Below are 13,528 nucleotides of genomic sequence, written 5' to 3' on the forward strand. Positions count from 1 at the left end.
CTTAACATTGAGTCAATACTAGCGCTGCTTAATGGGACTTTTGTCTGTGTTTTTTCATCTCATAGAGATCTTCATCTGCACGTACAATAACGTCCTGAAGGGTTTCGTGTAATTCATTCGCCGCGATACCAGTACTAACACTAACTTCGATATCCAAGGTCTTTAGTCGGTTATCTTTAACGACACTACGAAGCTTCTTCGCCAATATTGAAGATTGGCTGATACTGCAACCTGGCAGAATCGCAACAAACTCATCACCACCAGTTCGAACTAGATAATCACTATTTCGAAACACTTTAGACATAGCATCAGCAATAATCCCAATAACTTCGTCCCCTACATGGTGACCGTAATGGTCATTGATTCTCTTGATCCTATCGCCATCTATTGCAATGACGGAATATGGCGCGGTTTCCAAACGACGTTTGAATTCGCTATCTTGAAAGACTCTGCGGTTAAACAATCCCGTTAAATCATCTTTCGTCACGTTCGTCAGTGCTTTCGCGAGGCGAAGTTTGCTCTCTTTAGATTCATAAGCTTTGTTGTAATACGCTAAGGTTACGAAAAAGAAGATGATAAACAAGAACACGTAATCCAATACAATTTTACTGAATGGGTACATGTAAACGATAAGATTGTTGTTGTCTGCGACATATGATTGGGTGTACGCGAATGATGGAAAGGGGTAGCCAGCGAAATAAATCACCATTTGCTTGTTCCCATTCGCTATTTGAACATCTACCGCTTTCCCATCATTGTAAAGCGGCGAGAGGTACAATTGTTCCGAGAACTCCCCCACTAACTCACCTTGAAAGTAAACCGGACTCATGATGCTTATCGCCATGTCATCGGAGTATGTCGTTTTAAATGGTAGGGAAAACAATACCCGGTCCGTCAGTTGCTCTTTCCACGCAGCTAACACACAAGAATAATTACTTTTACACCAATCAACATCAAATGTGGCTTTCACTCCCTCTAACGCTTCAATCGGTCTCTCTAAGATGAGTTTGTTTCCAGTATAAGAACGAAAATACATAACGGCATTTTGTCGATTGAACGCATTTGATAAATACGCTTCAGCCTGATGAAGCGATTTCCGTGCAACAGCTTCAACGTAATTAAGTTTTTCATAAGGTGACAGGGAGTAAATCGCATCTTGAAAGCTCAGCTCTGTTTGCGCTTCTACTTCACTCACGCTCATGCCTTTGTATTGCTCGAGCTGCGCTTCCGTCAATAGCCCCATGAGAATTACTTTTTGTTTTATTTTGGCTAAATTATTCGCGTAAGTGTTGAACTGCTTTACTTCATAAGAAATTAACACCGCACCAATCATTGTGACAGAAGTGACGAATAGTAATGTTGCGATAAAAAGGGACAACGCGATACTTTTAAGTGTCATGATGCGGTCTTACGCCCCCGCCACTCTTGTTAGCTCAACAATGTTCTTTACGTTAAATTTATCCAATAGACGACGTTTGTATGTGCTGACTGTTTTGTCACTTATTGATAGCACTGAAGCGATTTCTCGATTGGACTTTCCTTGTAATAAATACTTCATTACTGCACTTTCTCTGCTTGAAAGTTGTGGCATTTCTCGAACACTGTTAACAACTTGCTTAAATTTGAAGAAGGTATACCCCTTCTCTACCGCTTCTATCGCGTCTTTAAGAATGTCGTGATTTTCCGATTTACACACATAGCCATCAGCGCCAGAACGAAAAGCCATTTGGCTGTACATTTGGCTAGTTTCAGCGGAGAAGAAAATGACTTTGCCTTCATAACCATGGGATTTGATACGTTTGTAGAAATCAAACCCATCGCAATCTGCCAAGTTCACATCTAAGATCAACAGTTGGATTTCTTCCTTTTTCAATATTTGTAATGCCATCTTCGCTGATGTTGCAGTAAATACCCCATTTGTTTTCCCTAACTCTTCCAACAACGACTTGATTGCAACACAAACGAGAGGATGATCGTCAAAGATCAAGTAATTCAATTTATTCATATCTTTCATTTAGTATGGTTATGGCTTCTAGTGGCATGGGTTTATCAATGTAAAAGCCTTGGCAAAGATCAATCCCATACTCACGTATCGCTTGCAGTGTGACTTTGTCTTCAATACCTTCCGCGACCAGTCGTATATTCAAACTTTTCGCTAACGCGCAAATAGCAACAACGATGTTGCGTTTTTTGATGTCGCATTCGACACCTTGTACAAACGAACGATCGATTTTTAACTCGTTGAATGGCAGTTGAGCCAGTTTTTCAAACGTTGATGAACCCGTGCCAAAATCATCTATTGAGACAGTGACACCGTTCATCCTCAACTTGAGTAAATTCTTGTACAGGGACGCGCTAGTCTGAAATGTATCTCGCTCTGTAATTTCAATGGTGATTTGTGATGGGTCAATCTCGCTCTCTAAACATTGCTGTAAAAAGTAATGAGAGAACGCCGTATCTTCTAAATTTTCATGGTCTACATTGATGGATACGTTTTGCGTCAATCCGCGGTGTTTCATGTCATAGATAACATTACTCAATACAGCTTGAAACAACTCTCCTGAAAGGCGGCAACGCTCTACAATTGGCAAAAAATAATGAGGGGGTAACACACCATAAATAGGATGATTCCAACGCGCGAGCGCTTCATACCCAAGCACTTCCCCACTTTGCACATCGACTAAAGGCTGGTAATAATTTTTCACGCGCCCTTCAGCCAGAGCAAACAGGAATTCTTGATCTTCCACTTCAATCGGTTGAGCAAAGCTGACTTGTTTCGCTTTTTCATCTCTTATTTTACCCAACAAATCAACGACTTCATTTTCATCGTATGGCTTGGGCAGCTTCCCTAATACTTCAAAGCTAAATCCCTCGCACATGGCTCTTACCGCAGAAATAATGGTCAATTCCATTGCACTGACCAGTACAACTTGCCCCTGGTACTGGACTTTATCGAGCATTTCCATCATATCGATGCCGTCTTTTCCGGGCATTTGGATATCACAAAAAATCACGTCAAAATATTGTTCCTGCACACTCTGAATAGCGGCATCCACACAGTTAAAAGGGATGACTTGCGCGCAATAGCGATCCAATATTTGCGTAAGTATTGTGGTTTGTAGCGGATGGTCATCAATCACCATCACATTAAATTGTGTATTCATTTGTCTCTACCCAATAGTTTATGTTTTCGATCTCCTGCTCGATTCGTAAAATTAGCTCCGCTGTTCGCCTGTCAAACTCCGCAGCAGTAACTCGTTCTGCCTCAATGCAAAGCTCAGTCAGCATGCTTACCCCTATCGCCCCAACCGCTCCTTTGATGCCATGAATGACCCGTTTTTTGTCTCGCTCAGTCGATGCGGCGTTTAAGTTTTTTATATCTGTAGACATTGATTGACTAAACACGCGCGCAATCTCTTTTGCGTCCTGTGCTTTGAACCGTTTAATCCAGCCGGGCAGCCTACCCCTCTCTTTTTCGCCAATAAATGGAATCAAAACGGTTTTTAATTGATTAAGGTCATAGGGCTTGTAGAGCACATCATCAATGCCGATATCCTGTGTGCGCTCAATGGCAAGACGAGCATCTTCTGCTGTCACACCGATGATTGGAATTGCTTTAAATTCGGAGTTTTTCACGTGCCTAACAAGCTCATAGCCATCCATTTCTGGCATATGAAAATCGGTCAGCAGCAACACAACGTTTTCATCTTGGTTGATGTATTCCCATGCTTCGCGGCCGTTATTCACAATGACAGGTTCGATTCCAAGTTCATGAAGCTGCATTGCTATCACACTTTGGTTAATGGGATTATCTTCTACGACCAGTACCGTGCCGAGAACCCAAGAAACCACTTCTTGATTTACGTCACTAAGCTTGGTTTCTTGCTGCGTTTGGCTGAGCAAATTGAACAATGTATCTGGATATTGAATCTCTCTTAGCGTAAGACTGCCAAGTACCCTTTGTTCGTCACGCAGCATTAGGCCATTAAAACTGGCATCGCTGTCGTGTATAGGGTGAAGGTTCGCCACCATTGTTTTTAACGTCGCTGGACGCATTTTCCACGCGTCACACCACTGGCGAATATTAAGTGGTAAGCTCTCGCTATACGTCCAGTTCAAACAAACGTCTGGCTCAGAGTCGCAATGCTCAATTGGCAGTCTGACAGTAATCGTCGTGCCCAAGCCAAATTGTGAATCGATGTAGAGCACGCCGCCCATGCAGTCGATCAATCGGTCAACAATGCTTAGCCCCAATCCAGTACCGCCATATTTACGCGTAATAGTGTCATCCGCTTGAACAAAAGGATTGAGAATGCCTTCGAGTTGGTCATCCGTCATGCCGATACCTGAATCCGCCACTTTCAAAATAAGCTGCTTTTCATGAAGAATGACACTGATTCCAACCTCTCCTTCGGCAGTGAATTTCACCGCATTGGAGAGCAGATTGGTGGTAATTTGCACCAATCGCAGCGCGTCGATTTCAATGAAAGCATTCGAAAATGGTTTGATTGTCACTTTGTAATCCAAACCTTTCGCAAGCGCTCGTGGTTCAAAGCTTCGAAACACATCGCACAAGGTTTTAAGCAAGTCGGTCTTAACTGGGGCGACGGTTAAGTGCCCTGCCTCTAACTTTGAATAATCCAGTACTTCGTCTACTAGCGTATTCAAATGATTGAGCGAGCGTATGGCTTGGGCAATTAACTCGCGATTTGAATCTGCCGTCACTTGGCGATTTAGCAAATCGAGGATGCCGTGTGCTGCCGACAATGGCGTTCTTAATTCGTGACTCATGGTTGCCAAAAAGTTTTCGCGCGCACGTACCGCGGTTTGCGCTTCTTTTTGCGCATCGATTAACGCCTGCTCACGTTCTTTTTGCTGGGTAATATCTTGAATAACAGTCAGTACAAACTTGTTCTTACCGCTAGGAGAAGCGATGACTTTGCGTTCTCGATATACATGTTTAATATCAAGTTCACAGCCCGACGAGGCAACCTCTTCTGAGATACACTTTCCAGCAATAACAGTGGTTAGTTCATCAAAATTATTCACCAGAGGAGCGTGCGCAGAATCACTTTTCAACTTACATTGTTGGCACTGTTTACTGTTGTAGTTGGCACAATTGCTCATCTCTATATGGTTATTTTCACTATGGATAAAAACCAAGCTATTGATCTCTTTGATGATGTCCATCAGCCATTGCTTTTCCGCTTCCTCATTGTCAGCATTAAATTCGGCTAACCTCACTTTAAGTCGCATGTGAGATAAGATGAAATACGCCGCAATTAACATGAGACAGAATATGAATGAACCAGCAACAACAAATGTAGCGATCTGCTCCGCGTCATAGCCATAAGTCAGTTTGAAGCTTCGGTGAGAACGCAGCAGTTTTTCGATCTCGTTAGAATCAATGGTTTCGATGATGCTGTTCAACATGTGTTGAAGTTGTGTATTGTGGTTTGCAACCGCAAATGCATTAGAGAACGTCAAAACGTCCTCCGCATTGATCACCAAGCCATCGACTTGATCTTGTGCAATCATGTTGTGAACGATGTCGTCAGGAATGTAAGCCACATCCAAAACGCCCGATTTCAAATCGGTAAGCAGCTTTTTCAAATCATCATAATGATCAACTTGGCCTTGTTGCCAAGTGCCCAAATGAACTAACCCTTGCTTTTTCAAAGTGAGCAGAATACCCGCTTCTTTCAGTGCAGATTTATCGCGCTTGCTCTGCTCCGTTTGGATAGCCACGTAATTACTGTGCATGAATGGTTTAGTGAACAACCAATCTGACTTAGGTAGCTCACCCACATAAGAGATGGGGACTATATCGGCATCAAATGCCGTTAATCCATTAGAAAGGCTCGACGTCGGCTTCACATACTTAAAGCTCAAGCCAGTACGAGACTGCAATAAGTCGACAAAATCTGGAAAGAAGCCATCTAACTCGCCCGTTTGCGAATCTCGGTAGAGAAACGGATAAGCTTCGTCACTGCTGCTGTAAGTTATCACTAGTTTGTTTTGATGATTACGTCGGTAATCTACCAATAACTTATCACTGATATGGTAAGGATTTTTCGAGGCGACGGAGCGAATGTTTTTTCCATTTTGCTCCCACTGAAGGATTTTGTTGATGTCATCGATCAGACTCTGTTTGTCCAACGAAGCGATAAAACTCACCTCTTCGTTTTTCAACCAACTGGGAATATCGACAACCCCTTTTACAATGTCATTCAAATCCAAATATTGGGTAATACCAACATAAGTGTAAATCAGCGCGTTCGCTTTACCTCGCTTAACTTCATTAAACGCCTCTAAACGTGTTTTAACGTAATGTATCTTATCGATACCGCGTTCAGTGAGGTTGTCACAATACACACTGCCCTCAACACACACCCATTTAAGATCACGCGCATCACTATCTCGGTAAGTGGCATTCCGATACCAAACCGCGATAGTGCTCGAAAAGAAAGGCATCGAAAACAAGAAACGCTTTTCTCTTGCTGCTGTTTTACTAAATCCAACCGCACCATCAATCTTCTTGCTTTCGACATCCGCAAGTAAAGACGGAATATGCTTGTAAGTCCGAAGTTCTAACTCATAATCCAAAGCTTTAGTAATGTTAGACAAATACTCAAGACTAATTCCGTACGAAGGACCAACGCTACCGTCAAACGAGTCTTTAGCTTCGTCTTGCGCAATAACACCAACGATGACCTTCGGTTTAGGACTCTGTTTGGCAGTTGAGCAAAAAGAACTCGCTAAAAAAATTAAGGCGACGGACGATACCGTAATACTTCTAAGAATACTGAGCATGACTGCTTCCTCTGAATGGAAGCTCAGACTAGTTTTTGTCAGATAAAAGTCAAACTTCGCTCAATAGCGAAATAAAAATAAAGCTTTGATATAAAACCAAAAAACCAAAATTCGTCAGAACAATCTGACAACACAATCCACCTTTGACTACACAGTGTTTGCGTTCGGTCTCTCACCCAGACGGATATTCACTGCGAGTCGGTATACATAAGGGATGTGTGCTTTTAGGTTTGCACGCCATAGCTTTTTACTTTCATCTTGAATGATTCATCATCATTCCATGATAAACTGGCGTATTAACATGAAAGAAAGCTCAACTCCGCGGTTTCGAGCAGCTTGAAGTAAACACAGTTTTAGAAAATGCGTTCTAGTATTGTATTACTCAAGACTCACATTGCTACTTTTACAACCGCTGGAGCATTAGAAAAATTAAGGTATTAAATTCAAATGGTTAATAACTCAATCCAGTGGTTTCCTGGCCACATGCACAAAGCACGTAAAGAGATCGAAGAAGCAATCCCTCAAGTGGATGTGATCATCGAAGTACTGGATGCTCGTATTCCTTTCAGTAGTGAAAACCCTTTGATTTCTCAAATCCGTGGTGACAAACCTGTCGTTAAAGTTTTGAACAAACGTGATTTGGCCGATCCAGAATTAACTCAACTGTGGATTGAGCACTTGGAGCAAGAGCAACATGTAAAAGCAATGGCGATCACGACTTCTGAACCACAAGAAGTGCATCGAATCATGGAGCTTTGCCGCAAACTTGCCCCACACCGAGAAGAAATTGGTAAAAACATTCGCACCATGATCATGGGCATCCCAAACGTTGGAAAGTCGACGATCATTAACACCCTCGCAGGTCGAACAATCGCTGTAACAGGTAACCAACCCGCGGTTACACGTCGTCAACAACGTATCAACCTGCAAAATGGCATCGTATTATCTGATACTCCAGGAATTTTATGGCCAAAAGTGGAAAATCCACACAGTGGCTTCCGCCTTGCGGCTACCGGCGCGGTAAAAGATACAGCGATGGAATATGACGAAGTCGCATTCTATACCATTGAATACCTAGCAGCTCATTATGCAGACAAGCTTAAAGAGCGTTATCAAATTGAAGAGCTTCCAGAATCAGATATCGAGATCATGGAAGAAATTGGTCGTCGCCGCGGTGCACTACGTGCAGGTGGACGTGTTGACTTGCACAAAGTATCAGAGATCTTATTGCACGAACTTCGTCAAGGCACTTTGGGCCAAATTACATTAGAACGCCCAGAAATGATCACTCAAGAGCTGATTGAAGTCGAGATTGAGACCGCCCGTAAAGAAGAAGAAAAAGCGAAGCGTAAAGAAGAGCGTCGTAAGCGCTATTTACGTAATAAGCGATAAGCTTGTCTCTTATCTACTCATGTTTCAAGGCGCGATTTTCGCGCCTTTTTTGTTATCTAATGCGCCCATTTTTTTCACTTTTCAAACTTTATATTCCTCATCCAAAATCCCAGATATGAAGCACGAAAAAACACCGCAAAATCGCCGTATAAACTTTAAGCACAAACTAGTTTAGACCCCGGGCCCCTATAGAGTTACAGCCACCATCCAACCCTCAAATGTCGAGTTTGCAAGGGTCTGCAAACTTATGCAACCTGGTTAGTGACACTCTCCCCAAAATCCGCAATATGAATAAGTGTCAGCGCTGGCGTTTTTCCATATGAAGAAGAGATTTATTATGAGTGAAACTATACAAAGCAAACCACTTCCCTCCTTTATCGAGGAACGCCTAGATTTTTATATTCAAGATCTAATCGAACCGAATGAGAACAAAAAACACCTTGTTCTTGGTAAACGCCCACCGTGTAATGCCGTTGTCCTGCAAAGCAATGATTACCTTGCACTGTCTCATAATAAGGAGATTCAAAACGCGCATCGTGATGCGATTTCCCAGCACGATGACAACGTCGTGATGTCCGCGATTTTCTTACAAGACGATGAATCGAAACCTGTATTTGAAACGCAACTAGCCAGTTTCGTTGGTATGCCTAGTTGTCTACTTTCTCAATCTGGTTGGGCTGCGAATGTCGGTTTATTGCAGACTATTTGTGCACCGAACATACCTGTGTACATTGATTTCTTTGCACATATGTCTTTGTGGGAAGGCGCACGTATTGCCGGAGCACAAATTCATCCGTTCATGCATAACAACACCAGTCACCTAAGAAAGCAGATTTCACGTCACGGTTCAGGGATCATTGTTGTGGATTCGGTTTACAGCACTATCGGGACCATCGCTCCTCTACGTGATATCTACGAAATAGCACAGGAGTTTGACTGCGGCCTGGTTGTAGATGAATCACACTCTTTAGGTACACACGGTCCACAAGGTGCGGGGATACTGCAGGGTCTTGGCTTAACTCATAAGGTCGATTTTATTACCGTTAGTCTTGCCAAGACATTTGCTTATCGTGCTGGCGCGATTTTAGGCCCAGAAAAACTGGCGAAGACGCTTCCGTTTGTGGCGTACCCTGCAATATTTAGTTCTACCGTATTACCGCAAGAGATCATTCGGCTAGAGAAAACACTAGACGTCATAAGAAAATCAGATGATAAGCGAGATATTCTGTTTGAAAGAGCCAAGTCTTTAGCCGTTGGTTTAAAACGCATTGGATTTACTATTCGCAGTGAATCACAAATTATCTCATTAGAATGCGGCAACGAGAGAAACACTGAGCGAGTCCGCGATTTTCTCGAAGAGCGAAATGTTTACGGCGCAGTGTTTTGCCGCCCTGCAACTGGAAGGAACAAAAACATCATCCGTTTTTCAGTCAATGCCGACATGACAGCTGCTGAAGTTGATCATGTACTCACTGTCTGCCAACAAGCATTCGCACACCCTGACTTAGAGTTTGTGTAAGTTAGTGTGTAGATAAAACTAAAGAGCTCAACAGTTTTGCTGAGCTCTTTATTCGTGTTATTCGTTGTGAGCAACTCGCCTCAAGAAAACAAGTCGCGAATAATTAGATCCAGTTTGCGATTTTATCGAACAAGCGATTTTTATCCGCCGGTTTTACGATGAAGTCAGACATACCCGAAGACCCAATTTTGTCCAACGTGACAGGTGAACTATCCCCTGTATGTGCAATAATAGGTACCGACGCATAGTTTTTATCCGAGCTTCGAATTCGCCTAGACGCTTCTACACCATCCATAATTGGCATTTCGATATCCATCAGAATGAGATCAACATCTTCTTGCTCTAGTGTATCCAGAGCCTGCTGCCCGTCTTCTTTCTGAATCACTTCAAAGCCTTGCTTTTCAAGTAACATTGCCGTGAATTTACGCAAAGATTCATTATCATCCACGACCATAATTGTGCGCTTATTTGAATTATCTAACGTCACCGAGGCCGTTGGTGTCGATACATAGCTTGAATCATATAAGAGACGCTCAATAGTTGGTTTAGTATTCAATAACCAGGCTTGCGTTTCGATCCAAATAGGTTCATATGCAGCCTTACGTGCTCTCTGAGTCGGATGATGCTCAAAAAGATAAACGATGCGTGCTTCAGTGAAAGACAAGAGAGATTCTAATCTATCCAATTGGTTTGCTCTTGGATCTAAGCTCTCAAGATCGATAAAAATCAGATCGAATTCGAACTCGTACTCTTTCTTTTTGAGTACTTGGTTGGCATCTAAAATCGTCGAGTCAAAGCCCATAAAACGGCTAATATCTGTTACTTTAGACACCAAGATATCTTGGCTAGTCACCGTTAGAATGGTTTTGAGTTTAGTCAGATCGTTTTTGATTTCATTAACGGTATCAGATGTCGTTAGTGGGAAAGTTAATGTAAATTGAGACCACTCCCCTAACTGAGATTGACACTCAATGTTCCCCCCAAATGAACGCATGACTTTTTTACAAAACGGTAGACCCAAACCATAACTTCCTGATTTGCCAGTGGTGTAAAAGTCTTGAAAGATATTGCGTAGAACATCAGGAGCAATGCCAGCACCATTATCGGTTACAACAATTTGATTAAAGCGTTCTGAACTTATCATGGATACATGTATGTGAAAATCTTCAGATTTACGGTGATGGAAGGCATTCTTGAAGAGGTTATACATAACGTATTTAAGTAACGTATCACTACCTAGAAACTCAAACTCACTTCTCGCATCCAGCGATATGGCAAATCGATCAGTGGCACGTTTATAACTGAAGCTTTCAATTGCCTGTTCAACGACCGAGTGAACTGAATATTTTTTGAAGCTAGAACGAGAAACTCGATTTTCATCAATCGAAGTTAGCAATAAATCGATGGTTTCATTACCCGATTGGATAATGTTCATTGCATCCTGACTCACTTCACGTAATAAGGTGACATCCTCTACACTCATGACGTACTGCTCTTTTCCTGCCTCTTTCATGTTGGGCAAGATCGACTGGATAACATCTATTGAAGTGCAAAGCCCACTCAACGGGTTACGCATTTCATGTGCAATCCCTGCCCCGAATGATTTTGCCAGCGAGACTTTCGCTTCATGTTCAACTTGGTTACGAAAATAGAACAAATTACCGAAGACATAAATAAACAGAAAGATTGGCACATGAGTCCAATCCATGGTCAAGTCAAGATGGAACCCTTTTGCAACCCAAGCGAAGAATGTTGCTAAACCTATCCCAGCAAAGGTTTGAGCAAACATGACCCTAGTAACATGAACCAGTAAAATGTGTAAGAAAATTGCAGACATAAACGACATAACCCATACATTGGACCAGTCATTCATCAGTAACATATAAAAAAAGAAAAACGGTAAGCACAGCGTTATCGTCACTTGGTAGTAAATAGGAACATAATCTCTCCAAGTCGATGATAAGCGGTTTCTAAAAATGATGCCGAAAAACAATAACGAGCAAAACAATCTAAGAGGTAAATTTTCATAAGCCTGTGGAAAGGCAAACTCCCAGACAAAGTAGTACAGCGGAAAGCCAAGAAACCCCATCCAGCCAACGAGAGTTAGGTTTGGTTCTGCATATTGATAAACCTTACGTATCGAGTCCATATAATCTGTTTTGCTTACTCCGCCTGACGCACAACAATGTGATTTTGATTCATTTTTATCATTTTATTATTAACTAATTATATATTAATCATCATTTATAAGCAGCGCGAAATGACGTAAACAGCTCGCAATACTTATCTTTAGTTTCAATCTTTTAAGACAGCTGCACTTGATTTACAACCAAATAAACAAAGTTGCATATAGTTTAGTGTAATTTTGCGATAATCGCTCTGTATCCAATTGGATGTTAATCTCATTTTGTTCTAGAAACTTAAGTCGCGCCTTTGGCACGGCTTTCCAACGATTTAAAAACAGCACTCACCGCATATAGCGCGGTGACAAACAATTGGCTTGGGGTGTGTCATGAATTCTTTCCAGATAAAAAATGTCATTTTTGATGTAGGTAATGTATTGGTACGCTGGTCTCCAGTAGAAATCGTTCGCTTAACATTTGGTGGTTCCGTAGAGTCAGAGAAAATGGCTCAGATGCTATTTTCATCACAAATCTGGAAAGATTTAAATAAAGGGACGATCTCCGAAAGGGAAGCAAAACAGCGTTATCAACGTGAACACCAAGTAACGACGGAAGAAATGGACCGCTTCTTTTATTATGTAAAACACACTCAAATATTACTTTACGGCAGTATAGAGCTGTTAAAACGAGTAAAAAGAGCCGGATATGGCGTATATGCGCTCACAGACAACATCAACGAAATTGTGGAACATCTTCGTACTACCTATGAGTTTTGGCCACTGTTTGATGGAGCAATCATCTCTTCTGAAGTTCAATTACTAAAACCACAAGCGGAGATCTACCAAACTCTACTTTCAAAGTATCAGCTTAACCCCGAAGAGACAGTATTTCTTGATGACATGCCTTACAATGTTGAAGGTGCCCGAGCAGTTGGCATGGCTGCTATTCAGTTTGAAAATGCTCAGCAATGTGAGCTCGAACTAAAAGCCATGGGGGTTAACTTCTAGAAAGCTTGCAATAAAACATAACGTTAGGGTGCATAAACAAAAAAGAGCAGTGTTGAGACTGCTCTTATCTAATATTTTAGAACGCTAGGTTAGGAGTAAATCACGTTTTCCTCAATCCCACTAACTAATGACTGGGCGTTCTTCCAACGGAATACTTTTTCTAACACCTCTTTGCCATCAGGTGCGCGCCAAGTTCGCTCTTGATCCTCTTGTCCACCAATGTGGCGATAGAATTCAATCGCAGAAATGTTTTGCGACACAACTTCTAAATAAAGACCTGTGTCTTTAAAGTACTGCTGTTGCCATTCTGCGACAGCAAGTAATAGCTGCTTACCAATCCCACGACCACGGTAACTGTCATCAACATGCAATGCGTCAATAAAGGTTCCACGCTCGAAATCATGGTTGCCGAACACACAAACAAAGCCAAGTAGCAAACCTCCCTCCTCCGCCAAGACAATGTGCTGATTGAATGGTGGGTTGGTCAAACGGGTTTGCCAAATCAGTAGTTTGTCGTCAATCGCTTCTTTCTCAAGATAGTTATCACTAAGAATGCCACGGTAATGACGCTTCCAGCTATCCGCATGAAGATGCGCAATGCGCTCGTAGTCCTTATATTCCGCTAATCGTAAATCCATTACGTATTCCTATTTTCTTACATTTTTGCTTCTTTA

The 13,528-nt window shown here is 42.0% G+C and carries 9 protein-coding genes; 3 read left to right on the forward strand and 6 right to left on the reverse strand.

Translation table 11 applies throughout. From position 1 onward, the window contains the following. Nucleotides 1–28: 28 nt before the first annotated feature. Genes R7E42_RS08255 through R7E42_RS08270 form a run of 4 tightly spaced genes read right to left on the reverse strand, consistent with a single transcriptional unit; the run spans nt 29 to nt 6,813 of the window. A complete protein-coding gene (locus tag R7E42_RS08255; protein ID WP_005376517.1) occupies nt 29–1,399 on the reverse strand; it encodes a GGDEF domain-containing protein in 1,371 nt (456 codons plus the stop codon). Between the two features lie 9 nt (nt 1,400–1,408). Further along, complete coding sequence (locus tag R7E42_RS08260; protein ID WP_017635347.1) at nt 1,409–2,005, reverse strand: response regulator transcription factor; 597 nt, start codon at nt 2,003–2,005, stop codon at nt 1,409–1,411. After that, on the reverse strand, nt 1,998–3,164 hold the full coding sequence (locus R7E42_RS08265) for an EAL domain-containing response regulator (RefSeq protein ID WP_318072571.1): 1,167 nt from the start codon (nt 3,162–3,164) through the stop codon (nt 1,998–2,000). Before R7E42_RS08265 ends, R7E42_RS08260 begins: the two co-directional genes overlap by 8 nt. Beyond that, nucleotides 3,148–6,813 (reverse strand): ATP-binding protein, encoded by a 3,666-nt coding sequence (locus R7E42_RS08270; protein ID WP_318072572.1) that lies wholly within the window; start codon nt 6,811–6,813, stop codon nt 3,148–3,150. Before R7E42_RS08270 ends, R7E42_RS08265 begins: the two co-directional genes overlap by 17 nt. A 447-nt stretch (nt 6,814–7,260) precedes the next feature. On the opposite strand from R7E42_RS08270, the gene ylqF reads away from it, so the two are divergent. Both ylqF and cqsA read left to right on the forward strand, forming a co-directional pair. Continuing rightward, a complete protein-coding gene (ylqF, locus tag R7E42_RS08275; RefSeq protein WP_005376521.1) occupies nt 7,261–8,205 on the forward strand; it encodes a ribosome biogenesis GTPase YlqF in 945 nt (314 codons plus the stop codon). A 337-nt stretch (nt 8,206–8,542) separates the two neighbouring features. Beyond that, nucleotides 8,543–9,724, forward strand: a complete 1,182-nt coding sequence (gene cqsA / locus R7E42_RS08280; protein ID WP_213898375.1) for an alpha-hydroxyketone-type quorum-sensing autoinducer synthase — start codon at nt 8,543–8,545, stop codon at nt 9,722–9,724. A gap of 103 nt (nt 9,725–9,827) precedes the next feature. Here the strand turns inward: cqsA and R7E42_RS08285 are convergent, their stop codons facing one another. Continuing rightward, entirely contained in the window at nt 9,828–11,873 is a 2,046-nt protein-coding gene (locus tag R7E42_RS08285; RefSeq protein ID WP_064369289.1) for a response regulator, read from the reverse strand. Between the two features lie 363 nt (nt 11,874–12,236). Between R7E42_RS08285 and R7E42_RS08290 the strand changes: the two genes are divergently transcribed. After that, nucleotides 12,237–12,854, forward strand: a complete 618-nt coding sequence (locus tag R7E42_RS08290) for an HAD family hydrolase (RefSeq protein ID WP_005388227.1) — start codon at nt 12,237–12,239, stop codon at nt 12,852–12,854. A gap of 89 nt (nt 12,855–12,943) precedes the next feature. Here the strand turns inward: R7E42_RS08290 and R7E42_RS08295 are convergent, their stop codons facing one another. Continuing rightward, complete coding sequence (locus tag R7E42_RS08295; protein WP_005376525.1) at nt 12,944–13,492, reverse strand: GNAT family N-acetyltransferase; 549 nt, start codon at nt 13,490–13,492, stop codon at nt 12,944–12,946. Nucleotides 13,493–13,528: the final 36 nt, after the last annotated feature.

This window comes from Vibrio sp. Vb1337 (genome assembly GCF_033338715.1).
Classification (GTDB): domain Bacteria; phylum Pseudomonadota; class Gammaproteobacteria; order Enterobacterales; family Vibrionaceae; genus Vibrio; species Vibrio alginolyticus.